24 protein-coding genes and 4 pseudogenes are annotated in these 25,733 nt (G+C 34.4%); 20 read left to right on the top strand and 8 right to left on the bottom strand.

The features are described from left to right. Positions 1 to 383 precede the first annotated feature (383 nt). Positions 384 to 857: pseudogene (locus tag BPMYX0001_RS04440) on the bottom strand (DUF4179 domain-containing protein); the annotation flags it as partial. 150 nt (positions 858 to 1,007) lie between these two features. Between BPMYX0001_RS04440 and BPMYX0001_RS04445 the strand changes: the two are divergent. Continuing rightward, entirely contained in the window at positions 1,008 to 2,441 is a 1,434-nt protein-coding gene (locus BPMYX0001_RS04445; RefSeq protein ID WP_018782894.1) for an ABC transporter permease, read from the top strand. Positions 2,442 to 2,452: 11 nt separating this feature from the next. Further along, on the top strand, positions 2,453 to 3,139 hold the full coding sequence (locus tag BPMYX0001_RS04450) for an ABC transporter ATP-binding protein (protein WP_006093786.1): 687 nt from the start codon (positions 2,453 to 2,455) through the stop codon (positions 3,137 to 3,139). Positions 3,140 to 3,217: 78 nt separating this feature from the next. Here BPMYX0001_RS04450 and BPMYX0001_RS32605 read toward each other — a convergent pair whose 3' ends face one another. Next, on the bottom strand, positions 3,218 to 3,364 hold the full coding sequence (locus tag BPMYX0001_RS32605; protein ID WP_006093787.1) for a hypothetical protein: 147 nt from the start codon (positions 3,362 to 3,364) through the stop codon (positions 3,218 to 3,220). Positions 3,365 to 3,637: 273 nt separating this feature from the next. Here BPMYX0001_RS32605 and BPMYX0001_RS04460 point away from each other — a divergent pair, with 273 nt between their 5' ends. From BPMYX0001_RS04460 to BPMYX0001_RS34835, 5 genes and pseudogenes are all read left to right on the top strand, one after another. Further along, entirely contained in the window at positions 3,638 to 4,336 is a 699-nt protein-coding gene (locus BPMYX0001_RS04460) for a response regulator transcription factor (RefSeq protein ID WP_006093788.1), read from the top strand. Next, a complete protein-coding gene (locus tag BPMYX0001_RS04465; RefSeq protein WP_033798693.1) occupies positions 4,329 to 5,447 on the top strand; it encodes a HAMP domain-containing sensor histidine kinase in 1,119 nt (372 codons plus the stop codon). The genes BPMYX0001_RS04460 and BPMYX0001_RS04465 overlap by 8 nt, the downstream gene beginning before the upstream one ends. Before the next feature lie 82 nt (positions 5,448 to 5,529). Further along, positions 5,530 to 6,390 carry a VanY-A/VanY-F/VanY-M family D-Ala-D-Ala carboxypeptidase gene (vanY, locus tag BPMYX0001_RS04470; RefSeq protein ID WP_006093790.1) on the top strand — a complete coding sequence of 287 codons (861 nt, stop codon included), beginning with the start codon at positions 5,530 to 5,532 and terminating at the stop codon, positions 6,388 to 6,390. 54 nt (positions 6,391 to 6,444) lie between these two features. Continuing rightward, positions 6,445 to 6,678 (top strand): annotated as a pseudogene (locus tag BPMYX0001_RS04475) (zinc ribbon domain-containing protein); the annotation flags it as partial. 273 nt (positions 6,679 to 6,951) lie between these two features. Continuing rightward, positions 6,952 to 7,126 (top strand): annotated as a pseudogene (locus tag BPMYX0001_RS34835) (IS4 family transposase); the annotation flags it as partial. Between the two features lie 162 nt (positions 7,127 to 7,288). Here the strand turns inward: BPMYX0001_RS34835 and BPMYX0001_RS04485 are convergent. Next, the gene (locus tag BPMYX0001_RS04485; RefSeq protein WP_033798696.1) at positions 7,289 to 8,740 is read right to left on the bottom strand and encodes a sensor histidine kinase; all 1,452 of its coding nucleotides are present in this window, start codon (positions 8,738 to 8,740) and stop codon (positions 7,289 to 7,291) included. Next, positions 8,733 to 9,419, bottom strand: a complete 687-nt coding sequence (locus tag BPMYX0001_RS04490; RefSeq protein WP_006093794.1) for a response regulator transcription factor — start codon at positions 9,417 to 9,419, stop codon at positions 8,733 to 8,735. The genes BPMYX0001_RS04485 and BPMYX0001_RS04490 overlap by 8 nt, the downstream gene beginning before the upstream one ends. A 152-nt stretch (positions 9,420 to 9,571) precedes the next feature. Here BPMYX0001_RS04490 and BPMYX0001_RS32960 point away from each other — a divergent pair, with 152 nt between their 5' ends. Further along, positions 9,572 to 9,736: a hypothetical protein gene (locus tag BPMYX0001_RS32960; RefSeq protein WP_018782900.1), complete on the top strand. Its 165-nt coding sequence runs from the start codon at positions 9,572 to 9,574 to the stop codon at positions 9,734 to 9,736. Positions 9,737 to 10,070: 334 nt separating this feature from the next. On the opposite strand, the gene BPMYX0001_RS04495 is transcribed toward BPMYX0001_RS32960, so the two are convergent. Further along, entirely contained in the window at positions 10,071 to 11,459 is a 1,389-nt protein-coding gene (locus BPMYX0001_RS04495; protein ID WP_006093796.1) for an MFS transporter, read from the bottom strand. Positions 11,460 to 12,424: 965 nt separating this feature from the next. Here BPMYX0001_RS04495 and BPMYX0001_RS33805 point away from each other — a divergent pair. Further along, a pseudogene (locus BPMYX0001_RS33805) lies at positions 12,425 to 12,637 on the top strand (IS5/IS1182 family transposase); the annotation flags it as partial. A gap of 109 nt (positions 12,638 to 12,746) precedes the next feature. Here the strand turns inward: BPMYX0001_RS33805 and BPMYX0001_RS04505 are convergent. Next, a complete protein-coding gene (locus tag BPMYX0001_RS04505; protein WP_006093798.1) occupies positions 12,747 to 13,487 on the bottom strand; it encodes a GntR family transcriptional regulator in 741 nt (246 codons plus the stop codon). A gap of 164 nt (positions 13,488 to 13,651) precedes the next feature. Here BPMYX0001_RS04505 and BPMYX0001_RS04510 point away from each other — a divergent pair, with 164 nt between their 5' ends. The 9 genes from BPMYX0001_RS04510 (at position 13,652) to BPMYX0001_RS30235 (ending at position 20,806) form a co-directional block, all read left to right on the top strand. Continuing rightward, positions 13,652 to 13,798, top strand: a complete 147-nt coding sequence (locus BPMYX0001_RS04510; protein WP_018782901.1) for a hypothetical protein — start codon at positions 13,652 to 13,654, stop codon at positions 13,796 to 13,798. A 599-nt stretch (positions 13,799 to 14,397) separates the two neighbouring features. After that, positions 14,398 to 15,198: a hypothetical protein gene (locus tag BPMYX0001_RS32225; protein ID WP_006093800.1), complete on the top strand. Its 801-nt coding sequence runs from the start codon at positions 14,398 to 14,400 to the stop codon at positions 15,196 to 15,198. A 172-nt stretch (positions 15,199 to 15,370) separates the two neighbouring features. Continuing rightward, on the top strand, positions 15,371 to 15,682 hold the full coding sequence (locus BPMYX0001_RS04520; protein WP_006093801.1) for a heavy metal-binding domain-containing protein: 312 nt from the start codon (positions 15,371 to 15,373) through the stop codon (positions 15,680 to 15,682). 230 nt (positions 15,683 to 15,912) lie between these two features. Next, complete coding sequence (locus BPMYX0001_RS04525; RefSeq protein ID WP_006093802.1) at positions 15,913 to 16,314, top strand: BlaI/MecI/CopY family transcriptional regulator; 402 nt, start codon at positions 15,913 to 15,915, stop codon at positions 16,312 to 16,314. Beyond that, a complete protein-coding gene (locus BPMYX0001_RS04530; protein ID WP_033799623.1) occupies positions 16,314 to 18,182 on the top strand; it encodes a beta-lactam sensor/signal transducer in 1,869 nt (622 codons plus the stop codon). Before BPMYX0001_RS04525 ends, BPMYX0001_RS04530 begins: the two co-directional genes overlap by 1 nt. A 215-nt stretch (positions 18,183 to 18,397) precedes the next feature. After that, positions 18,398 to 19,522, top strand: a complete 1,125-nt coding sequence (locus tag BPMYX0001_RS04535; RefSeq protein WP_033799624.1) for a metallophosphoesterase — start codon at positions 18,398 to 18,400, stop codon at positions 19,520 to 19,522. Between the two features lie 426 nt (positions 19,523 to 19,948). Beyond that, positions 19,949 to 20,095, top strand: a complete 147-nt coding sequence (locus BPMYX0001_RS32615; RefSeq protein ID WP_157753613.1) for a cupin domain-containing protein — start codon at positions 19,949 to 19,951, stop codon at positions 20,093 to 20,095. Positions 20,096 to 20,103: 8 nt separating this feature from the next. Next, positions 20,104 to 20,346 carry an alpha/beta hydrolase fold domain-containing protein gene (locus tag BPMYX0001_RS34485; protein ID WP_240516961.1) on the top strand — a complete coding sequence of 81 codons (243 nt, stop codon included), beginning with the start codon at positions 20,104 to 20,106 and terminating at the stop codon, positions 20,344 to 20,346. Next, positions 20,336 to 20,806 (top strand): alpha/beta hydrolase fold domain-containing protein, encoded by a 471-nt coding sequence (locus tag BPMYX0001_RS30235; protein ID WP_078211715.1) that lies wholly within the window; start codon positions 20,336 to 20,338, stop codon positions 20,804 to 20,806. The genes BPMYX0001_RS34485 and BPMYX0001_RS30235 overlap by 11 nt, the downstream gene beginning before the upstream one ends. 126 nt (positions 20,807 to 20,932) lie before the next feature. Here the strand turns inward: BPMYX0001_RS30235 and BPMYX0001_RS04545 are convergent, their stop codons facing one another. Together BPMYX0001_RS04545 and BPMYX0001_RS04550 are read right to left on the bottom strand one after the other, a co-directional pair. Further along, the gene (locus tag BPMYX0001_RS04545; protein WP_006093807.1) at positions 20,933 to 22,603 is read right to left on the bottom strand and encodes a multicopper oxidase family protein; all 1,671 of its coding nucleotides are present in this window, start codon (positions 22,601 to 22,603) and stop codon (positions 20,933 to 20,935) included. A gap of 203 nt (positions 22,604 to 22,806) precedes the next feature. Further along, complete coding sequence (locus BPMYX0001_RS04550; RefSeq protein WP_006093808.1) at positions 22,807 to 23,436, bottom strand: GNAT family N-acetyltransferase; 630 nt, start codon at positions 23,434 to 23,436, stop codon at positions 22,807 to 22,809. A gap of 127 nt (positions 23,437 to 23,563) precedes the next feature. Here BPMYX0001_RS04550 and BPMYX0001_RS04555 point away from each other — a divergent pair, with 127 nt between their 5' ends. Together BPMYX0001_RS04555 and BPMYX0001_RS04560 are read left to right on the top strand one after the other, a co-directional pair. Beyond that, positions 23,564 to 24,379 carry a MerR family transcriptional regulator gene (locus BPMYX0001_RS04555; RefSeq protein WP_006093809.1) on the top strand — a complete coding sequence of 272 codons (816 nt, stop codon included), beginning with the start codon at positions 23,564 to 23,566 and terminating at the stop codon, positions 24,377 to 24,379. A 230-nt stretch (positions 24,380 to 24,609) separates the two neighbouring features. After that, positions 24,610 to 25,725 carry a DUF6688 domain-containing protein gene (locus BPMYX0001_RS04560; RefSeq protein ID WP_018782908.1) on the top strand — a complete coding sequence of 372 codons (1,116 nt, stop codon included), beginning with the start codon at positions 24,610 to 24,612 and terminating at the stop codon, positions 25,723 to 25,725. Positions 25,726 to 25,733 lie beyond the last annotated feature (8 nt).

A 25,733-nucleotide genomic window follows, 5' to 3' on the forward strand; every position in this document is an offset into this window, starting at 1 on the left:
GGGATACTGGAAAGTCTCAATTGTGTAGGTGAATAGAAGGAAAATAAGAAAGATACCTATTTTGAAACAAGTCATATGGCATACTGTGAAATACCGTTAAATCTATTTCATTAAAACATCCCAATAGGGTTTACTCTATTGGGATGTTTTTGTGAATAAAAGATTTATGCTATTTAGCCTATATTTCCGTTGAAATGTAGACGGGTACGCCTTTTAGTCGTTATTTTCTTATCAGAATTACGCATATTGATTTTATGAACCTAATTAATAAATAAAAGATAGGATGAAAACAATGTACGAAATAAATGTAATGAAAACAAGGAAACATATAAGCATCGTATTGGATACACATTGTTCTATTCTTTTTTTCATTTTAATTTGTTTTATTTTTTCAATTTTGCAGGATCAATTTGAATTTGTCCTTTCCAAGATCCAGTTACTTTTCCGATTTTATTTATATTTACATTTATCGTAAGTGGTTGTTTAAAGGATCCTTTCCCTTCAGGACCTTCAACAAATGTAACAACGCCTTCGGGTTTATCTTTATCACGAATACCTACATGTTTTAATTCTTTTCCATCTGCCATTAATTTGAATGGTAAATCATCTGCACCTTGAATAAATCCTAACTGTGAGAACATACCATCCTTAGTATTATATTCAGGATTTTCTTCTTGTTGTCCATTTGCCTTACCATCACTTTTAAGGTCTAATCCAGTTGTATCAAATTCAAACGGTACTAGACTTCCATCAGCTTTTTCAATTCTATAATGAACTGATATACGTGAATCTGCCACAAATAATTCTTTAAAATGCACAGTAACACCTTGATCAGTTATTTTTTCAACTATGTTGATGTTACAAAACTGTGCAACAGAACCCGTTAGAAATATGTACATGAATAACTCCATATAAACTCCTTAGCCCTCTAGATAAACTACTGAATAACTCCATACAAACTCCAGATAGTGTATATAGAATAAAAACTATCAAGGAGGTTAGAAAAAATGAATTTTATAAAACGCGCAATTCTCAGTATGAAAAAACGAAAAGGAACATCATTAATTTTGATGGCTGTCTTTCTGATTGTTACCAATTTAGTGTTGGCAGGATTCACAATCCAAAATGCATCAAAAAAAGCTGCTGATGCTGCAAGAAAAAAACTGGGTGCAGATGTTACTTTGGGTCTTGATTTTGATAAATTAGGAAAACAAGCAAGGGGAACTGGAGAAATGCCTAATCCGCCGCATCTCAACACAAAAGAAGCAGATCAATTAGCGAAGTCCAAGTATGTAAAAGACTATAATTATATAACCAATACTTTCGGAATTTCGGATGGATTTAAATTAGTAGGGGCTTCAGAAGGAGAAGAAGAAGGAAAAGGTAGAGCGGGAGTGGCGACTGTACGAGGAGGATCAGGTTCAGGTTCAGAAATAGATATGAATTCTTCTCTTATAATAGAAGGAGTGCGCAAGACTTTATTACAAGAAAGTTTTAAAAATGGAAAAAGTAAAATCATTGATGGGAAACCAATTACAGAAAAGATGAACGATCAGAATGTAACTTTAATGGAAAAACGATTAGCGGAACAAAACAATTTGAAAGTAGGAGATAAGGTTAAAATTCAATCAGGGGATAAGAAGAAAACTCTTGAAGTTGAAATTATTGGTATTTACGAAACGAATGAGCAACCACTGGGTGAGCATGCACCTCCTATGATGGATCCAGCTAATAAGCTATATATGCCTCACTCTACTTTAAAAAAATTAGAAGCAGATGAAGGTACTAGTAGTAGCATTCAAGTCGTGTACTTCTTGAACGATCCACAATACATTGATGCATTTAAAAAAGAAGCAAAACAATCTGATATTGATTTTAATTATTTTAAGTTAGATGCACATGATTCATTGTACAAACAAATGATTGGTCCTATCGAAAATATCTCTTCTACTTCTCAAATGATTATCTATATGGTATCTATTGCAGGCGCTATTATCTTAGGATTAATCATTATGTTATCAATTAAAGCACGTCGTAAGGAAATGGGGATTCTATTGTCCATTGGAGAGAAAAAATGGAAACTGATGGCACAGTTCGTAGTAGAAGTAGTATGTATTGCTATTTTAGCATTTGGATTATCCCTAACAACAGGAGCTAAAGTTTCTCAATTCGTAGGGGATAATTTACTTTCGAGTGAAATTGCTACAGCAAGCGAAGAAAAAGACAATTCACAAAATGGTAGTGTAATGATGGTTGGAGCTGGTGGTAATCTACAAAACCAAAGCGAAGATCCAATTGATAAAATTGATGTAAGTGTAACAGGAGAGGATTTAGGAAAAATGGGGGGAATTGGACTGACTATTGCTATATTAGCAACCATTCTTCCGGCATTATCTATTCTACGCTTAAATCCAAAACAAATCCTTTTAAAAGATGAATAAGGAGGCTCGGCATGGAGACAATTTTACAATTTAAAAACTTAAATTATTATTATGAAAGTAACCGAAAAAAAGTAACGATACTAGATAATGTGAATTTTTCTTTTCAAACAGGGCATTTTTACACGATTTTAGGGCCGTCTGGATCTGGCAAAACCACAGCTCTTAGCCTAGGTTGTGGTTTGGATATACCTAAAAATGGTTATGTGCTGTATAAGGGTAAGGATATTCGAAAGATTGGTTTAGATCGATACCGGAATCAATATGTATCCGTGATTTTCCAATCCTATAATTTAATTACCTATATGACCGCTCTTCAAAATGTACTAACGGCAATGGAAATTACAGGTGTTCAGGTGAAAAATAAAAAGGAAAGGGCATTAGAATTATTAGAGAAGGTAGGACTTACAGAAGTAGAGGCGAAGCGAAATGTCCTGCAACTAAGTGGTGGACAACAGCAACGTGTAGCAATTGCTCGAGCGCTATCTTGCAATGTTGATATACTTATCGCTGATGAGCCAACAGGAAACCTTGATGAAGAAACCGCAAAAGAGATTATTGATTTGTTTCAGAAGCTTGCCCATCAAGAGAATAAATGTGTAATTGTTGTTACACATTCACAAGAAGTTGCAAAACAATCGGATCGAGTAATTTATTTGAGCAAGAAGCAATTAGTAGTAAAAGATATTAATAATTCTTAAATAATAAACTCCCCTATTAATAGGGGAGTTTATTTGTTAGTTAGATATTGGAATATTAGGGGTCACCATACATGCCCATCAACTTAAGAAGAGAAGCAAAATGAACTTTCGTTCTCGCTTTACAAGCTCGAGTGTTCTTGCAAGTTTTTCTAAAAATACAGTCGTAACATATCGTTGTAATCCTTTGGCAAATAGTTGTAGCTCATCTTGAATTGAGAGACTCATAACAAAACGTCATCCATTCTAACCTATTTAGGTATTTTTGAGTATTAAAATCTCTTAAGTTGACGGGTATTTATAATGAGACTATATAAAAAACTAAACTGGAAGCCAGATTCCCTATTACTATGATCTAGTTTTACGCGTATCTCGACTGTAATCTCCTTATTGTACAAGCAGAGCGGACTAGTATAAAATCGAGTGTATGAAAATATATAATGAACAAATTTTTTAGAGTGCCAGTGGAATAGAAGCGGAATGATATAGGAGTGTAGTAAAATGAATCGAATTTCAATTTTAATAGCTGACGATGAGGCAGAAGTTGCGGATTTAATTGCGATACATTTAGAAAAAGAAGGCTACCATGTTATTAAAGTAGCTGATGGAAAAGAAGCTATTCGTGTTATTCACTCTCAACCAATTGATTTGGTGATTTTAGATATTATGATGCCTAAAATGGACGGTTATGAAGTAACGCGTCAAATTCGTGCACAATATCATATGCCCATCATTTTCTTAAGTGCAAAAACATCAGATTTTGATAAGGTGACAGGACTTGTAATAGGTGCAGATGATTATATGACGAAACCTTTCACTCCGATTGAATTAGTTGCCCGTGTAAATGCGCAATTACGCCGATTTTTAATGTTAAATCAACCGAAAGCAGAGGACAATAAATCAGTTTTAGAAATTGGTGGAGTAGTCATTTATCCTGAACAACGGACAGTTAGTGTATATGAAGAACAAATTGAATTAACTCCAAAAGAATTTGATATTTTATATTTATTAGCAAGTCATCCGAAGAAAGTATACAGTGTGGAAAATATCTTTCAACAAGTATGGGCAGAAGACTATTACGAAGGTAGAAATACAGTAATGGTACATATTCGTACCTTAAGAAAAAAACTTGGAGAAGATAAAAGAAAGAATAAATTGATAAAAACGGTTTGGGGGGTAGGTTATACTTTCAATGGCTAAAATGATAAGAAGCTTTCGTTCAAAAATGATCGCACTATTTGCGTTAAGTATGATACTAGCTGGTAGCGTAACGTATATGATCTACAAAGGGCTGCAGCTCTACTATAAAACGGTGGTTCGTTATGAGGATCCTTTAGCTCAATTCCGTTCAACGATAAGAGAAATTGGAGACATTAATTTCTTTTTAATTATATTTATCCCTTTAGCTATTTTGTTTTTCTTCTTTCTTACTAGACCATATTTGAAGTATTTTAATGAGATCTCTAATGGGATTCATCATCTTGCTAACGGTGATTTTACAAACCGGGTTTATGTTTCATCGAATGACGAGTTCGGGGATATCGCACACGAAATTAACCTAGCGAGTGAAAAGTTAAAAGAAGCGGTAGAAAGAGGAGATTTTGCAGAAAGCAGTAAAGATCAGTTAATTGTTAATCTGGCTCACGATTTAAGAACACCATTAACATCTGTTTTAGGTTATTTAGATTTAATTCTTAAAGATGAGAATTTGACGAGGGAACAAATTAAACATTTTTCTACTATTGCTTTTACGAAATCTCAACGACTCGAGAACTTGATTGATGAGTTATTTGAAATAACAAGAATGAACTATGGCATGCTGAAGCTGGAAAAAAGACCAATTGATATAAGTGAATTACTTATACAGCTAGATGAAGAATTATATCCGTTATTAGAGAAACAAGATTTAGTAGCCAGAATGAATGTGAATCCTCACTTAACTATTAATGGAGATGGAAAATTATTAGCAAGAGTATTTGAAAATCTTTTAACGAATGCAATTCGCTACGGATATGATGGACAATTTGTTGATATGAACGGGTATATTGATAATGGAAAAGTTGTCGTACAAATTATTAATTATGGAGATAGCATTCCAAAGGAAGAGTTACCGTATCTTTTTGATATGTTTTATACAGGAGACAAAGCAAGAACTCAACAGCAAGATAGTACAGGGCTGGGGCTATTTATTGCGAAAAACATTGTGGAACAGCATAATGGGACGATTTCTGCAGAAAGTAATGTAATACGAACAATATTTGAAGTGAGGTTACCGAAAGATGATGGCGTGGAATCTCATTTAATAATTTAATAAAAATTTAAAGTTTACCCCACTTTTTATTTAAATAGTTTTTTCTATCCTATACGTAAGTTAGGTCAAGGAGGAACTAGGAATGAAAAAGTGGATATTTATTTCTCTTTTTATATTGTGCACAGTATGTGTTGGTATTTATATAGCACCATTATTTCAAAATGGAGTAGATGTTAAAATCGTAGAAAAAGGTGATAAGGTAAACTCTACGAATACTGAAAAGAAAGAGATTACAAAAGAACAAATTTATAAAGGTGATTTATTATTAGTCAATAAAGATTATCCTGTTCAGAAAGATAGCATAAGGTCTGATATTATAAATGTATTTCAAAATACGGAATTAGTAAGAGGGTATGTAGTGCTTGATAGAAATATTCATTTATCAAAGGATATTGTGAAAAAGTTTTTGAAGATTGTAGATGCTGCAGAAAAAGAAGGGATTCATCATTTTTTGATCAGTAGCGGCTATCGAGATTTTAAAGAACAAAGGAAGCTATATGAAAAAATGGGTTCTGATTATGCATTACCAGCAGGGTATAGTGAACATAATTTAGGGCTATCACTTGATGTAGGGTCTACTCAAATGAAAATGGAGAAAGCCCCTGAAGGAAAATGGATTGAAGACAATGTATGGAAATACGGTTTTGTTTTACGTTATCCGAAAAATAAAAGTAATATTACAGGAATTCAATATGAGCCATGGCATATACGTTACGTCGGTTTGCCTCATAGTGCAATCATGCAAAAAAATAAATTTACTTTAGAAGAATACTTAGATTTCTTGAAGGAGAAAAAGGAGATTTCAACTAATGTTGAGGGGAAAGAGTATACGGTTTCTTATTATAAAGTATCAAAAAATACGACCATTAATGTCCCGGTAAATCAGCATTATGAAATTTCAGGGAACAATATGGACGGAGTAATTATGACGGTTCATAAATAGTAGCTTACTTTATAAATTAAGCCTACATCATCAACTTAAGAATGGAAACAAACTAAATGGATGCTTTTGTATAAGTGCGAAAAATTTGGAGATTTACTTGTGAAAGTAGACCCAGTATACACATCGCAAGATTGTTCTGGTTGTGGAAATCGTGTGAAAGAATTACTTTCTATTCGAACACATATTTGTGCAAAGTGTGGAACGGTATTAGACAGAGATCATAATGCAGGCCTAAATATTTTGCAAAAAGGGTTAGAACAATTACTTATGAGGACGACCAAAGATTGAAACTGTAGGACAAGGTTGTGTCCAAACAGTATAAACGACGCCTGTGGGGAGTATGTAAGACTGCTAAACAGGAAGCCCCTTCTTCAAACGACTTGTAAGAGTGTTAAGGAGGGGCATTCACTATTGGTGTAAAAGCATCTTGTCCTTGCTTATAGTAATAAAAAGTACTCCAATGTAAATTATCATGCAGTAAAGAACCAGTTTCCATATTATGTTCCAATAACTGTTTTATATAGATGATAGCATTAATTCGTTCAGTATATTTTTCAGAGAATTTTTCTGTTTCGATCCATACCAAAAGACACCCAAGAATTATCAAAGATTCTTCTTCGTCTGTTTAAACTCCTACAGTGAAACGAACGAAAATCGCATCGATACGAGAAGAAAACAGTCTTTGATATTAGGTGTCAATTAAAATTGTACCATGTCTCACAATCAAGCAGCTTAATAAAAGAATGAAACCCGTTTGTTTTTTGATATGCAGAATTTCTAATGATCTACACTGGTTTTTTAGAAAAAGAAAAAAGTTTCTTTTGAAACTGACCTTTTTTAATCTTATCTTGATAGCGATGTGGTGAGACCCCGAAATAAGATTAAGATTCTTTTTTGTTTATTTGATAGATAATGGAATGGTAACTAAAAATTGTACACCCTCTTCTACATTATTTATAGAATACCTTATACCCAGTGCTTCAAAAATTTGTTTGACGATATATAACCCTAAGCCACTCCCTCCAGTATTTCGATTTCTTGACTTTTCGATTCGATAAAATGGTTTGAAGATATCTTGTATATTCTCTTCATTAATTTTGACACCTGTATTGATGACTTGCATTTGGATGTGGTTTTGTTTAGAATCTTGGGTTAACTGTATATAGACTTTTTCGTTATGCGGTGAATACATAACCGCATTATGAATAATGTTTTTACAGGCTTTTTCTAACAGAACACAATCCGTATAAACAAAAAGGTCAGAATCAATTTGTTTTATGATTTGAATGTCTTTTTGAGAAGCAAAAAATCCGATATCTTTTGTGATTGTATCCATTAATTCTGAGAGATTTACTTCTTCTAATTGTAGTTTAAAGGTATGTTGTTCTAGTTTTGACATGCTTAAAATTTCGCGAACCAGTTGTTCCATACTTTCAATAATTTGGTGATTTTTCTTTAAGTATTGGTCACGATCTTGATAGGGACCAATATTATAGATCATCCCTTCTAGGTATCCTTTCATAACAGTGAGAGGAGTTTTTAATTCATGTGATACAATTGCAAAAAATTCTCTGCGTTTTGCTTCTATTTCTCTTTCTTTTTCAATATCGCTCTTTAATTGCTGATTCGCTTTTTGTAAATTGAACATAGCTTGTTGTAAATTAATAGACATATCGTTCAAGCTATTGGATAATTCTCCTAATTCATCCGTGGAACGAACCTCAATTTTTTCGGAGAAATCTAAGTTTGCCATCTTTTGTGCACCCTCATTAATATAAATGAGTGGTTTTGTAATAAACCTCGAATAGAAATAAGCACTTCCTATACCAATCACAAGTACAATGATACTGATATAGGGAAGAAAACGTACTAAGACTTGCGTAGCTTCATCAATAGGTTGAAATGTTGCGAACACCACAAGTGTTAAGGTAATATCTTGGAATTGAATCGGCACAGTAACATCATATGAATTACGAAGGTAATCTGAACTCCCTAATGGTGTTGCTTTGGCAATCACATGTGCTTGGGTACCTCTTTGAATAAAACTAAAAGAAGGAGAATACATAACTACGCCTTCCTTATTTTGAAGGGAAATCATTGCGTTATTTTTTTGTGCGTATTCATCAAAAAGTGGTATAGCATTTTGAAACGTAAGATCTTTAGATTTATCAATTATTTCTTCTATTCCTGTTTGAAGCTGATCTGTTTTGTATTGCTCATAAAATGTAGGGAGAAAGAAGTATAAAGTTAAATAAATCAGGACTGCAAAGGCTAACAAAATGAGGGATGTAGTCATAAAGAGTTTATAGGTAATTCTCTTCGTCTTCATGATTTTCACAATCCTATTCATCGATTTTGTAACCAATGCCCTTTACTGTTTTAATGTAGGAAATATCTAATTTTTTTCGTATGTTTTTAATGTGTGTATCGATCATACGAGTTTCTCCGTGATACTCGTATCCCCAAACCTTTTCTACGATGCTTTCTCTTGTGATTACTTTTTTCTTATTTTGAAGTAGTAGTTGCAGAATTTCGAATTCTTTTGCCGTTAAGGGGATTTCAACCTCATTTACATATACTTTATATGCATCGCAATCAACATGTATTTCTTTAAAAAATAAATGATTCTCCGTACTTTGATCATAGCTTCTCCGCAGCACTGCTTCGACTCGTCTAATCAAAACATGAAAAGAAAAAGGTTTCGTAATATAATCATCGATGCCAAGATCAAATCCCTTCATTTGATCTTGTTCTTCTTCTAACGCGGTTAGCATAATAATGGGTATATTTGACTGACTTCGAATCATTTTGGCAACTTCAAATCCATTAAGGTTTGGCATCATCACATCTAGTAGAATTAAATCAAAGGATTGTTTATTAAATTGTTTCATGCCCTCTAATCCATCTGATGCAACTGTAACAGCATACTGCTGAGTCATTAAAAATTGTTTGATTAATTCCTGAATTTCTTGATCATCCTCTACCACAAGAATATGATAGTTCATCCTTATATCACCTCTTGTAGCCATTATAACCTGCTTATCTGGAGTTTATGTGGAGACGTATTAGAATACATAGAAACAATATAAAAACTTCACAGGAAAACTATATTTATATCATATCAGCTCCAGATTCAAGAGATATGATATAAAAAACTACAAGAAAGAAGGAGGTAATCAAAATGTCACTTGAAACAAACATAATTCTTTCTTTATTAGATGTAAAACTGTGGATGGTCTATCATTCGGATAGTAGTCGCATAAAAGTGAAAAAGAAATTAAAACCAGCACCATACTTACATAAGTACGTAAGTGTAAAGAAACGAAAGCTATATAAGTCTAGTTAACAAAAATGTTACATCTCCTCCATCGTACACACTCTTTATAACATCCTTATTTTCATTCCTGAATAGTAACTTTACGGGTAAAAAGAGAGAATCAAATTGATTCTCTCTTTTTCGTATACTGAGAATTTGCAAATGTTTAGTCCTGTTACAGTTATTGGAGCGGGTGTTATTGGGATTTCATGCCCTATACAAACAAAGGCGAAGTCTTTAAATAGACTCCGCCTTTTCGGTGTATAACGAATTACAGGAATTATTAAGGGTTGCATAACCATTTAACGATGCAACCCTAGATTCTCTATGTTTTGGGTAACTTTGCAACAGAACCTTTATAAATCTATTTTGTCGCTTTTCGTCCTACTAATACCCAGTACAGAGATAAACTGAAAAGGGTAACGAGTACGAGAATGAATAGGATGTTACTAAACATGGAAGCATCCACATTGTTTGTCATTCCGAAGAAACTTTTTTTCATTGCGGAATGGTCCATCATCGCTGCTGTGTAGGCAATTCCGATTGACATTGCGACATTTAGTGTTAAGTTATAAAATCCGATTGCTGTTCCTGTTTTTTCTTTATCAATTGTACAAATGCAAGAGTCAAGTAATGGTGCATACATGAATGCAAATGAACTAGAGAATAGAACCATAGAGATTACGAATACAACAACAGAAGTTTTGATAAAGAATCCGCCTAATAGTAAGCTGATTATAATGCTGCACATAGCGAGCGTAATACATTGCTTGCTTCCCATAACCTTTGCAACTTTTCCTGAAAGAGCTCCAACGATAGTTGCTGCGATATATCCTGGAATTAATAATAGTGAAATTGCATCTAGCTGCAAACCGTAAATCTTTTCAAGCAAGAATGGGAATAGGAAAATATATGCTAGCTGTACAGAGTAAATGATAAATGCAACGCCAAGCAATGAGATAAACTGCTTATTTTGGAAGAATGAGATTCCGATAAAAGCTTTTGAATTCTTACTAATATAAGTAAGGAACAAGGCAATTGCAACAATAAACAAGACTAGGTAAAGCCAATTGAAATCTGTAATATATAGTAGTAGAGATGCTGAAATGGCTCCCACTAGGAATAATCCTAATACATCTACATGACTGTTTTTCGCCTCTTCCTTAGGAATGTATTTTAAAATAAAAGGAAGAGTGAAAAGTGTTACTAAAGAAATTAAAAATAGAGTTGTCCAATGGAAATATGTTGAAACATAACCTCCAGTTAATGCACCGATAAGCTGTGAAAGAGCAAAACTACTTGTACTTAATCCTAAAAATTTCTTTTGTTCATCTGCAGGTAAATGCTTTGTGACAAATATTACATATAATGTTTCAGCTGATGCTAAACCAGCAGTTTGGATAATACGTGAAATAACAACTAGTAAAAACGAATGTTGAAAAATATATCCCATGACGGAACCGACACAGATTAAAATAATCCCAGCGCTAAAAAGTTTTCTAAAACTAATAGAATCCGCTAAAGCTGCGTAAACGACTGCTCCAATTCCAATCACAAGACCAGCTAATGTTGCTTGCCAGCTAACTGTTGTCGCTGAAATGTGAAAATCTTTTGCCATATCAACAGAAATAATCTTAAACGAATTGTCAATTACTAAACATAATAGAAATAACAGTAAGGTAACAGGTACTGCTTTCTTAGCACTATATTTCTGAGTTTTCTTCATGCTCACATCTTCATTAATTGTAGACATAGCTATATTCCTCTTTTCTTGTTATTCAGGGAATTGTCTTCCTGAGTCATGATTGTCTGGCCTTTAACTACCAATTGATCCTTTTGTAAAGGATGGTTTCGGTAATTTCTACACCTTTTGTTTCATATGCGAGGCTTTCTTGTGCACAGTTGTACCGATTTTTGTTCGTTCCTTCTTATAGTGTTTAAAAAGGAAACGTTTTCATGAACAACCAAAAACATCTTATCTTTTGATTACGCTTTCATGATGATGCATAATAACTCCTTGAACTATATAATATTGTTTGGTTATTTAAAAACTTGTATGCACTTGAATATTGAAAAGGATATCATGCCTTTCCTTCTTATGATGCTTACAAGGAAGCATTTTCATGAACAACCAAAAACATCTTACTTTTTGATTGCGCTTTCATGACGACTCTTTGGGATATACAATATTGTATAGTTGTCTAAAAACTTGTATGCATCTGAACAATGAAAAGGATATCATACCTTTCCTTTGCTCACAACCCATCTTTCTTTTGGAATTTGTCTTTTTTGTTACAAAAAAATCGCCCCCATTATAATTGTAAGTAACCACACAAACAAGAAATAGGAGACGATTTTTTTATCCCGCATTAACGTGCAGTAATACTCCCACCTCAAAATTCGGTGAAAGCAAAGCAGTTAGATGGGAGATCAACTGCCCGTAAAAGCCCGATTGGCTCAACTAATAATCAGTGGGGGATGAAGAAAGCCCCCACTGATTAAAGTTTCACTTTATGAGTAACCATTCAGCTATTTTCATTCATTAATAACATGGGTCGGTTAATTCTACCAATGGACTATAGCAATTTAATCCCAGAAGATTATGTGGTAAGAGTGATCCATGACATGGTGGAACAAGTGAAAACGGAAGTAGAACAGGAACAAGATAAGGGAGCAAAAAAAGAGAAAAAGAAAGTGTATCAAGAGAAACGAAAAATACATAAGAAACTGAAAGAAGACTATTTATCACGACTACAAAAATATGAGTCACATCAAGAGACTTTCGGTGATCGTAATAGCTTCTCGAAGACAGATCCAGATGCCACGTTTATGAGAATGAAAGAAGACCCCATGAAAAACAGTCAACTGAAAGCTGGATATAATGTGCAAGTAGGAACAGAAAATCAGTGTATTGTAGGATACTCTCTTCACTAAATTCCGACAAATACACGTTGTTTCATACCGCATTTGGAGAAGTTAAAAGAAGCCAATAGCTCTCCACAAATGGAAATTTCTAAGAGATAATGGATTGTTCATTCGGTTATTTAGATGTTTTAATCCTAATTTGACTAAATTCTATTGGTATATAGTATTTATTATAAACCACAGGGTATTTGTCGCTGATATATACACTTTCTAAAATTAAATCAAATTCCTCCCCGTGGAAAATTTGGTATTTTAATGACGGAGTATTGGCGGAATTAGAACGTTTAATTTCAATGGTAGAGGAGTTAGCCAGTTCATATACTTTCTCCTCCAACATTTCCAATACTTGCTTCTCGTTATGTAAGTCAAGGTTCAATTTGGAAACGGCTTCTATTGGCATCATAGTAAAAGCAAAAGCTACTATCTTATCGTGATTTTTATACCAGCGTTCCAACGCAACCACTGCAGTCATTTGTTGATTTAATACTTGCATTGCATAGTCCGTTACTAGGTCAATTCGGAAATTAAGTTCGATATCATCTATTTTTTCCGTATAGCATTTATATAAAGGATTCCCCAGCTTCTCTAAGCCATCGCTACTTTCATTATGATGAAATCTTGTAATGAAATTTCCTTTTCCATGAATATTTTTAACCAATCCATCTTCTTGTAAAAGTGCCAAAGCATGTCTTAATGTCATTCTGCTCACACCAAATATTTTGGCCAATTCGGGTTCTGTTGGAAGTTGGCTGCCTAGAGGAAAGGTTCCATCCGTAATTAATTTATACAATTGGTCATACACAATGACGAATAGTGGTTTTTTTTGTTTATTGAGTTCATGAAGTTTATTGTTCATTTTCTTATACCCCTATAGTTTTTCAAATTCGTGACGATAAATTCTATTTCTTCTCGTTTTATAGTAGTTTATTTTCTTTTTCTATTGTAGCTTACTTTTTCGCGTAAATTAATACGCTTTCAAAAATTCATTATAATTTGCACTAGGTGTATTTGTCACTCAAAATGAAGATGAACGATATTGCGGACCACATCTTCATTAATCAAGATTACGAATTTCAGTGGCTTGCGTTACATGAAGAAGAGGATGATGGGAAGGACTTCTGTTATGACCTTCGAAATCAAGCGGTTCAAACCATTTATCGGGATTAAAGAAGGTCATTGTACTTGATGCTGGAGGGAAAGCGAGTGACCTTGGTGTATGAACAAGAGGATTTCCAAGACAGTCTTCTTTAGCCGTAAACATTGGGTGTAAATACTAAATTTAGGATGCCTGATATTTTATCAATTGGACTGGGTGGGGGAACTCGCCTTTTTGGATTAGACGAAAAGTTTACGAAAGTGTAGGCTATGAGATTACCAAAAAAGCACTTATTTTCGGTGGAGATGTACTCATTTCTTCATATGTTGTGACGCTTTTAGGGCATGATTTTGACGATAAAGCAATGTAGATAGAACATGTATCAGTAGAGTTTTGTAATAAAGCTACTGGATATTACCTTGTTTTATTTCAAACAACTTATGCATCCGTTTAACTTTGTTTTTTGATTTGTTCTGATGGTACTGAAGGTACGGGAATGAAATGAATGAGCTATTTCACTGCGAGTGGCAGTTTTATAGAAAGAGCCTTAAAATTATATACTTAGAAGATGGTTTCAATATCGCAACGAATCTATTTTTTTCTAGAGGATCTAATTTGTTTTTGATACATTAATAGTTGGGAAATACAAATAAGGGGTAGAGACGTAGATATGGAATTATTTGATTATTATAAGCGAAAAGGGAAGTTTAAACTTTTTATTGGAACCTGTATTTTTCTATTTGCACTATGGTGTGTATATGGAACTTGGGGAATGGTGAATTGGGGAGAAGTTATTTTTATTGTAATCGTTTCTTCTGTTTTTTTCGGAATTGGATTTTGGCAGTTACGAAAAGGGAATTTGATACAAAAGAATGCGGTGAAAAGTAATGTAACGTTTTGGGATGTCGATACGTTTGTTGTATTAGAATTGCCTAAACAGAATAAACAATTTGGTTTATATCATCCTGATGGGGGATATGTTGCTGGAACAAAGATCATTTCATCTAACATTCTTTTTTCAGTGATACCTTTTTTAAGTAATAAAGATGTTTATGGATTAGAAGCGAGTAGCGGGGAAATTCTTGCATATTTTCATACTGAAGCTGACGGGTATGATTGGGTAATCTATGATTCGAATTATAACCAAATTGGTATGTTTAAAGAGAAGATGATACAAGGATTTGCGGCGATACGTGGTTCTTTAATGACTGATAAAGTAACAAAATTGTCCGATGTAGAAGTAGAGTTTGATTTTATTCAAAGTACTCTTCGTACAACAGATGGACGTACATTAGCAATCGGTAAGCAAGGGTATATGCCTATAGAATGGAGTGAAAGGTTTATGGGACTAAATGTGCCTACTATTACATTAGGTTCCAATGCGTCTAAGAATGAAAAAATTCTAGGGCTAGGGGTGCTTCTATATAGCTTACGTACAATTGAGATTAGAAAAAATAGAGCGAGCGTTTAATAGAAAAAAATAAGCGAAACGATTAGAACAGAGTCCATAAAGTGATTCTGTTTTTTTTATAAATCTTACAAAGATGTCATCTTTCTGTAAGATTATTAGATAGTTCATTTATTTTTTTAATGTAATAATAAAGGTATAAGAAACGCCAATAAATGATAGGAGAGTGTCAGTAATGATTGTAACAACAACTTCTGGAATTCAAGGAAAAGAAATTATTGAGTATGTGGATATTGTAAATGGTGAAGCAATTATGGGTGCAAATATTGTTCGTGATTTATTCGCTTCCGTTCGTGATGTTGTAGGTGGCCGTGCTGGTGCATATGAAAGTAAATTAAAAGAAGCTCGTGATATTGCAATGGAAGAAATGAAACAACTTGCGAAGCAAAAAGGAGCAAATGCAATTGTTGGCATTGATGTAGACTACGAGGTTGTTCGTGACGGCATGTTAATGGTTGCTGTAAGTGGTACGGCTGTGCGTATATAAATGAATGAACTATCCCTATAAACTGGACAGTTTTATAAAAAGATACTTAAAAGGTGGTTTCGATATTGCATCGAAGCCATTTTTTTATACCCTTTTATCTTCTTAGATTGATAGTTATGTAGTGTCCAGAATGTAGTTAGAAATCCAAAATATGGTTGACAACCAGAGATTACATTTGTAATATCTACTTATAGATTACAAATGTAATATAAGGGGTGGAATTGTAAACAATGAAAGAATTACCTAAAATATCGGAAGCTGAATTAGAAGTGATGAAAGTTCTTTGGTCCAAATCTCCTCAAACGGCGAATGAAGTAATCGAAGAGTTAGAGAAAACAATGGATTGGAAGCCAAAAACCATTCGAACGCTGATAAATCGATTAGTTCAAAAAGAAGCCCTTTCTTATCATCAAGAAAAAGGACGTATGTATGCGTATTATCCGTTAGTGTCACAAGATAACTATCTACAAGTAGAAACAAAATCTTTCCTCAAACGTTTCTATGGTGTGGCACTTAAACCTCTACTTGTGAATTTCTTAAAAGAAGAAAAACTATCTTCAGAAGATATTAATGAACTGAAACGTATTTTGGATGAGAAAACAGAAGAAAATCAGAGGAAGGGTAGATCATGATGATAGATATGTTTGTAAACATCTATCTACCCCACTTTTTTGATTGGGTGATAGAAACATCCATTATGGCAAGTATAGTAGTTGGTCTCATTTTATGTATCAAAATCTTATTTAGAAACAAGTTAACACCAAGGTGGAAGTATTTGTTATGGATGATATTAATTGTAAGACTTCTATTACCATGGTCGCCAGACAGCTCCTACAGTATTTACTCTATCCTTTCATACAGTAATGACACTTCGGTTATCTTTCATCAAAAAGAACCTGTGCAAGAGAAGGCAGCTATAGATGATACAAAGATGGTCACAAACGAAAATACTTATGCACCTAGTTACACACAAGTAGCTGAGGAAAATAAGCAACAAACGCATCGTAATGAAAATAAAAGTGATGTGACATTTTCATTTTATACAATCCTTTTATACATATGGCTAGCTGGGGTTATCGTTTTAGGGCTTGCAACTATGATCATGAATAGGCGTTTACGTCTCTATATAAAGAACCAGCCTGTTATTACAGATGAACGGATTGTCACAATCTTTGACAATTGTAAAAAATCGATGTCCCTTCAGCAGAATATTCCACTACTTTCAGCTGGGAAAATTTCAAGTCCAACAGTGTTCGGTTTTTTTCGCCCTAGGGTGTTATTGTCAAGTGTACATATGAAAATACTAGATGAGCAGCAACTACGATATATTTTTCATCATGAATTGGCTCATATTAAACGAAGAGATGTTGGGGTAAATTGGCTAATGCATGGCTTACTCATTCTAAATTGGTTTAACCCGATTCTTTGGTATGCCTACTCGTGCATGCGGGAAGATCAAGAAATGGCATGTGATGCATTCGCTCTGACATTTATAGATTCCGAGGAACAAATTGCATATGGTCATACAATTATTACTCTTCTAGAACATTACTCAAGTTATTATCAAGTGCCTAGTTTAGCGAATTTAAGTCGAAATAAAAGAACGTTGAAAAGGAGAATTCGTATGATTAAAAAATTTCAAAAGAAATCATATCGTTGGTCTGCACTTGGAGTTGTTGCTATTATTGCTGTATCATCTGTATCTTTATTAAATGCACGTGCAGATGTGCCAGCTAACCCGCAGAAAGAACAAACGGAAGTGAAAAATAATATCAAAGAAGCAAAAACACAAACTAAAGTTCCTATTCAGCAAATTGTAGAAAAGATGATTGGTACAAAAGAACAGGCATTTGCAGAATTTCATGTTTCAGAGGGTCGATATGAATATATACTTGAAGAAATGGAAGTGGCACGGAATCTGTTAACAAAAGAAGAATTTGACCAATTAATCAAATTGCAACCAGAGGAGTATATCATAGACAAGAAGATAAGATCAGTAGGGACACATGAAAATTTAGAACCAGACGATCAAAAAAAATTAGAGGAGAATAGCAAAGCTATTGAACCATTATGGGGAAAAATTTATTCGCATTTCACATTTACTTCATTTGATTTTCCAATCAAGAAACCAACTTATGTAGCGAAAGGTTATGAACTAAAGAGGGAAAAAGTTGAAACAGTAATTACAACAAAAAAGCTGAATCCTATCATTAACTCAGAATATAGAGCCGGGGAGTTTGGCTATACAATTTATCAATCCGCCGTTTTAGAAAAAGGAAGGGATCCATTTTACTTTTGGATTAATGATAACGATAAGATCGAAAATTATGAACGAGAAGGAGCAAAATTCACGCTTGCTAAAATGACGGGAAGCAATGTAAAGGGCATGAAGATGATTGTTCCTGCAAAAGGAAAAGACAGTGCCTACCAAGTTGTAATTATTGATGATGTTTTAAATAAGGCTGAACTAGAGAAGATTATGTTTTCCATGCTGAATTAAAAAAGAAGTTGTCTTAAAAGGTCGTTAAAAACGGACTTTTGGGACAGCTTCTAAATAAATGTTAGAACATTTTGACTTTATTTCAAATTGTCAATCATACATAAAGCAACACGTTCTTCTAAAAGTTAGCGAGTTACCAAAAGGGGGTTAGTGGAATTTTGTCGAAAGATTTCTACAGCGCAATGAATCTATCGTATGAAAAAGGAGCATCCCCATTGGACAAAATAAAAGGATTATCAATTCCAAACTATGCAAGAGTAATTGTTATTTCTGATATTCACGGAGAATTAGAGCTTTTGAAAGGGTTACTAGAAAAGGTAAATTATAGTGAAAAAGATTATTTAATTATAAATGGTGATTTGTGTGAAAAAGGTAGTAACAGTAAAGGTGTTGTCAGCTACTTGATGAAACTTTCGGCTCATCATCCTAATGTTCATATTATAGAAGGGAATTGTGATACGTTAGTTGAAGAGCTACTACATGAGAATCCTAAGTTAATCCATTATTTATGTACGAGAAAACATTCTATATTAAATGAATGGCTTGCGTATTTAGGTTATGCTGTTAACGAAGAAACACATATTCAAGAAGTAAAAGAAATATTAATTACTCATTTTTCAAAAGAAATAAAGTGGCTTACAGAGTTACCGACAGCGATCGAAGCAGAAGATTATATTTTTGTACATGGTGGGTTAGAAGATATCGATAATTGGAAAGATACGGCTCGAGATACTGCAATAACACTTCCAGCATTTTTAGATAAATCGCACCAAACGAATAAATATGTGATCGTCGGACATTGGCCCGTTGTGAATTATTCCTCAGATGTATCTGTTCATAATCCAATTATTGATCAAGACAAAAAAATCATTGCAATCGATGGTGGGAATGTAATCAAACCAACGGGACAATTAAATGCGTTTATCATTCATCGATCACCTGCTAAAGATATGTTTTCGTATACATACCTTGATCATTTTCCAAATTACGTGGTGTTAGAAGATTTTAACGCAGAATCTACAATGATTGGTTCTATTCATTATCCTCTATATGATATCTTTCCAGTTGAAAGAAACGAAAATTTCACTTTATGTAGACAATTAGAAACAAATCGATTCCTACATGTTAAGAATGAATATCTCAAACAAAATCAAAGAGGGCTTTTCACTGCTAAAACAGACGTGCCTTGTGCGCAATTAAGCGTAAAAAAAGGGGATATTGTTTCTGTAGTTGATGATAGCTGTACGGGTTATAGCTTAGTCAAAAAAGATGGGATGGTTGGATGGATACCGAAAGGCATTCTTGCATGTAAACAACAGCTTGTTTCAGCTTTTCGGTAAGTGGAACAGACACGTGTGTATTGGTAATCGGCTTCTAGATGTAGTATTTACGTGGTGTGATGCAGAGATGGGTTGAAAAAGAAGCGGGTGACGCTATAGCTAGCAAGTTAAGATTGTGTATAAATTTCAAGGAAAACAGCCACCCTTTCATGGAGTATCCATGAAAGGGTGGCTGTTTTTATGTCCTCAATGAGTCTTACAGAAGAATTACAGCTATTAGGTTAGGAATTAAAGAGTACATTTTCACTTTCAATTTTAGAATCACTTGCACGTGAAACTGGTATAATACTAAAAAAACGGATATACCCAATAAATCTATCATTATTGTGATTTTAAGGGATTATACTACAAATCAGAGCCTAATGGAAAAGAAAATTCCATTCCAAAAAACAGATAAGAGTACCGTTCTAAAAGGAGGAAAGCTTCATGCGAAATGCTGTATACGAGTTGGTTGAGACGAATGATAGTCTGCCTTTTGATGTTTCATTGAACAGTGTCAATTATGTACCGAGTCATTGGCATAACAGCGTAGAGATTATTTTTGTGCTGCGCGGTACGGTGGAGGTTTCATAGGCGGCAGTGTGGATGTCGTGGGAAATCCGTGTAAAGCATTGGCAGAAAAAGCAGGCGCTGTTGTGATTTCCGTTGATTACCGTTTAGCGCCTGAACATCCATATCCAGCAGGACTGACAGATTGTTTCGAATCCGTAACATGGGTGTATGAGCACGCTGAAGAAATTCGTGTGAACCCACAGCAAATTGCCGTATCTGGAAGACAGTGCGGGTGGGAATTTAGCTACGGTGTGCGCGCTCATGGATATTGAAAAGGGAACAGAGATGATTAAGCTACAAGCGCTTATTTACCCAACAGTGAATATGGCCGGCGTCCAAACTGAAGATTTCAACTGGAGCCTCGACCAATATGAGATTCGTAACTATTCTGAGCTCATCATTCCAATGATTAAAGGGTTGGCTGAAAGCGGTGAGTTATTTTTCAGGCTTTACTTGCAAAGTAAAGCGGAAATTACTGATCCTCACGTTTCTCCGCTCCTTTCAGATCAATTAAGTAATATGCCGCAGACACTAATTGCAACTGCTGAATTTGATTATTTAAAAGTAGAGTGCGAAGCTTACGCAGCAAAACTTGCACGAAGCGGCGTACCTACGAAGCTTATTCAGTACAACGGTACAGACCATGCATTTATGGATAAAATTGGTTTGTATCCGCAAGCGGAAGATTTAATAAATGAAATTGCAAAAGAGGTTAAGCGAGTATTTGCTTAATTAGAAAGAGCTTGTTCAAAAATACGTTTTTTGAACAAGCTCTATATTTCAAGATGTATAAGGAACTTTGAATAGTTTTATGATAAAGATATCAACTGAATGAAAAAGAGAAGAGAAATCATGGAATTATGATTTCTCTTCTTTTTTATTTTTCCGTTGTTGATAGCAGCCAAAACATTGAGAAAAGGCGTTATCGCTACATTGTTCAGGATCTCGTTCGCATGGGTTAAAGCTAGGGTTAGCTAGCACCTCGTATGGTCTCATCATATCGTAATCTTCGTGTTCAAGAATATGACAGTGCCACGGGTAAGTTCCTGTAAATGGACCAAAGCGTGCGATAATCCGGGTCACTTCTCCGGGATTAGCACGAACAGTATCTTTCCATCCTCTCTCGTTTGGATCGGGTGGTATGGGCGGTCCGACTTTGAGGTCAGAACCATTTGGATCGCCAGTAAATACAGCACGATTCAAAATTTGAAAATTGACAAGGTGCAAATGAATCGGGTGAGTGTCTGGTGTCGTATTGTACAGCTCCCAAATCTCTATAGTTCCATTATACGGGGTTTCTGTAATAGGCTGATTCCACTCCATGTTATTTAATAATGGCATAGGGCGTCCAAAACTATCGATAGCTTCAAGTAAAGTGTTTTTTCGTGTGATTACAGCATCCTGGGGATTCAACTGTTCCAAGCAACTCAACTTCTCTGGAATTTTACTTTTGTCATGTTTGCAGTATGTTTGTTTGACGCGAAATTGCATAATCTGTCTCAGATCTTCAGAAGGACTTTCGCCGTCAGGGAACGGGGTTGGTGCGTCATTTGTTAAAATAATACTCTGACCATTATGGTTTGAAAAATCGACAATGACATCGGCACGTTCCGCAGGTGCAAGGATGATTTCGGATACTAGGACTGGTTTTTCCAAAAGTCCTCCATCCGTACCAATTTGGACAAAATTTTGCCCAGAGCTCAGCTTCATACGATAAAAACGAGAATTGGAGCCATTTAGGATGCGGAACCGGTATTTCCGCGGCTCAACCTCAAGATAAGGCCATACTTTTCCGTTGACTAAAATTGTGTTACCGAAAAATTCAGGGACCACTGACGGATTTGGTAATGTAGGATCGATTGGTGGAGGTGGCTGTGGGGCTGGAGGCGGCATATTTCCTGGTTGGGATGGATAAAAGAGTTCACCATTGGCATAGAACGAACGATCTTGGATGACCAGCGGGATTTCAAAGTTTCCACTCGGAAGATTCAACTTCTTCTCTTCTTCATCTCTGAGAAGATAGAAGCCCGCAAGACCTGCATAAACGTTCAAACGAGTAATTCCAAGGGCGTGATCATGATACCAAAGTGTTGTAGGGCGTTGACAGTTTGGATAATAGTAGACTTCAGTCACGAATTTCGGCCCAACATTTTTAAAATCTCTTGTGAACCATGCATCAGGATATCCGTCACTTTCTGGACGAACACGGCCTCCATGTAAATGGACAACCGTCCTAACAGAAGGTATGGATGATTCCGCACCATGAACAGTTTGGTCGACAGGAAGCAGGTGTTCAAAGGGCAATTTATTTTTCCATTTTACAAGAATAGGGTGATTTCTTTCTGCTTCGAATGTAGGACCCGGGTACATACCGTTATAGCCCCAGACAGTAGTTGGCGGCAAATCCCGATGTAATTTTTGTTTGACTTGCTTCATTGTTACTTCATAGAATGGTACTCCATCATGGTTACCTTCTGCTTTTAAGACAGGAGGAATTGGTAATGCATCGACAAATTTTTTAAAAGACAATTCACTGCCTCCTTTTTAAATCATCAAATATTGTTTGTCATATATAATATGAATTTAATGTAGGTCGGTATAGACGAATTTCTAACAGGAAATGAATGAAATAGGCTGGAATTGTAAAAAAGCAATTTGTTTCAGAGGAAATTTCATTTAAATGAGTTATGGTAAACCGTACCCCGAATAAGTGATACGGTTTTTACCAACAGTTAAAAATCATAACAGTATAAAAATACATTAAGTTTTGTTTTCATTGAATCAAAATAAATTTCTTTTTCATTTATACGTTCAAAGTTTTGATTATCATAAAATCCATAGTTACATTTATTATCTGTATATAGATATAAAGATTTCACATTCGTACTTTTCATATAATTAGACAAATGATTCATTAGAGCCTTTCCAACCCCAAGACCTCTAGATTCCCCTGATACAATAAATAACTGTATACAACCTTGAAAATCATCTTCCTTTCCTTCTATAAGTTCTTTATATGTGTCTTCAACCTTTGAGGATTCTTTTATGAATTTTTTATTCTCTTTATTAGTCATGAATACTTTCAGCATGGTGTAGGCAAAACTTAAAGTATTATGAGCTTTCTTTAAACGTTTTTTGTCTTTTTTTGAATCCCCCAAAATAACACCAATAATTTTATTGTCTTTTTCTGCTACTTTGCTAAATGAGCTCCCTAAAATACAACTCTGTAGATAGATGTTTAATATGGAATCTAAAAATTTTTTATCCTCAATCATTTCATTGAAGCCAAATGCTTCACCAATCAAAGCTTTGACAGATTCATAATCTTCTTTAACTAGACTTCTGTATGTTACTGTATTCATGTTTCGAAACTCCCTTGTATATAAGTGAATTTTGTATTTTATTGCAAATATCTTATTATGATCATAAGGTCTCCCTTAAGAGGAGAGTCAATGATAATATAAGAAAAATATAAAGGAAGTGATTAGGGTGAAAAACTTATTTTCTATTGGGGAAGTTGCGAAAATAAAGGACATCACAATAAAAGCGTTACGATATTATCACAAAATGGGGATTCTTATTCCAAGATATATTGATGAAACAACAGGTTATAGGTATTATTCTATAGATCAATTTATTCATATAGATATTATAAAAAGCTGTAGAGAGTTAAGAACGAGTATAGTAGAGCTTCAAGAGATTTTTAAGGACTGTGATACTGATCAATTACTACAATTTTTACAATTAAAAAGATATGAAGCAGAAGAAAACATAAAGAAAATGCAAGAAGTAATCAAAACCATTGATAGCTTAAATATGAAGGTAGAGACTTCTAAGGATATATTAAATAGTGATGAGATATCTATTCAGTTCTTTGAACCGCGCTATGTAATTGTAGCACCATGTAAAGAAGTGGGAAGTTTACAAGAGCTACTTTACTATTCAGACTTAGAGAAAATCATTCAAGATAAAGAGGGGAAAATGTCAATGGAAAGAGGAATCATATATAACTTTAATTCAGAGGGGGATGCAGAACCAAAATATGTTTTTAGTAGATTTCAAGGGGATTCTAATATAGAAGCTGAACAAAATATAAAAATATTACCAAAGGGAAAGTATGTAACGTTATCTTATAGTAAAGAGAATGAAGAGGAACGTCGAAATAAAATCATTAAATATGTAAAAGAAAATAATTTAAAAGTTAAAGGTTTCATTGAAGTGGAGTTATTTAACGATTTCTTTAATACAGAATCTTATAGCTGTCAAATTCAAATGTTGATAGAAAATAATGAGCCAGTTGGATAAAAGATAAAGATCTCTTTCTTTTTAGAGGTGGTCGAGAGCATCTGGCCATGCATAGAAGCGGTCGGGGCGAAGGGATTTTGTCCGTTTTATTTATCATTAAACATTTATTCTCATATTTTTGCTCGTTCTTAGGATTATTAATAGCGAGAAATAAGATGATAGTTTTTTTGCAAAAGGTAAACTGTTAAAATACTAACAAAGTGTTTGGATGGATTAGAGGAGGGAGAGAGTTGCTTGTTTTTATAAAGGTGCTCTTATTTATTTCAATTCCTAGGTATGCCTTTTTTAGGATGTCTCGGAATTTTACGAAGGAGAAATCAGTCAAAATCAAATCAATAGATGTTTTTGCCTCCATGGTTATTTATTGTTTATTCATGCTTGGCTTTTTTCTAAATGGAGTGGCAGCGGGTGCTGGTGAGCAATTGCATATTTTTGAAAGGACTGGTGCTAAGAATAATGGATATGCTTCTCTTGCAAATGAATATATAGTTTCAGTAATTGTCTTAATAACATTGGGGATGATTAGCTTTTGGATCGTAAGCCTTAATTATGGGGATCTTCCTCCGCTTATTTATGTGGTATGCAGTACATTAATGATACTGAATATCATATTTGCGGTTGCCTATCTCACTCATACAGCCTTCTCAAATGATGGTGAAGAATATTCGGTTTTTCTTCTGCAAACTAGCTGTCTATCGTTGTTTGTTTTATATATCGCAAGCTTGAAAGATTCTCTGAACCATTTTCTTGCTAGTCAGCATGAAAAAGAGATTGAGTACAACAATAAATGTATGCTATTTCTCTTCCGGGTATGTAATAACTATCAACAGATGTCAAAACTATGGGCTATAAGCTTGTTTCCAGTTCTGATTATCATCCAACTAATTTTGGTTCTGTTTGGGCAACGACCAGATAGCTTTATTCGTGTGTTCCTTGAAACAAGTTCTTTCAACTATTCGAATATCCCTGCGCCAAAACCAGAGATAGTGGCGGGTGACGGGCATTATTTGTGTACGGTCTCTGCTAGAGGACATAAAAAATTGGTCAAGCCAGTTAGGGCAGGCATCAGAAGTGGAGAAAGAATCCCTGTGAACCGCCAGCTACTAATTGCTAATGCATTTGAGAACATTCTTGAACAATATGTTCCAAACTTCCATAAAGCCATCCGTAATTTTTATGACAGGTATGGCTACCCAATCAGCAGGCATATCAATTCAAAATGGTCTGCAGACATTATCTATCTTATCATGAAGCCTTTGGAATGGTTATTCCTTATTGTGTTGTATACAGTGGACAAAAAACCAGAAAACAGAATTCATAAGCAATATAGTGAGTTGAGGAAGTGAAATGACCA

It is taken from the genome of Bacillus pseudomycoides DSM 12442 (assembly GCF_000161455.1).
Taxonomy (GTDB): Bacteria; Bacillota; Bacilli; order Bacillales; family Bacillaceae_G; genus Bacillus_A; species Bacillus_A pseudomycoides.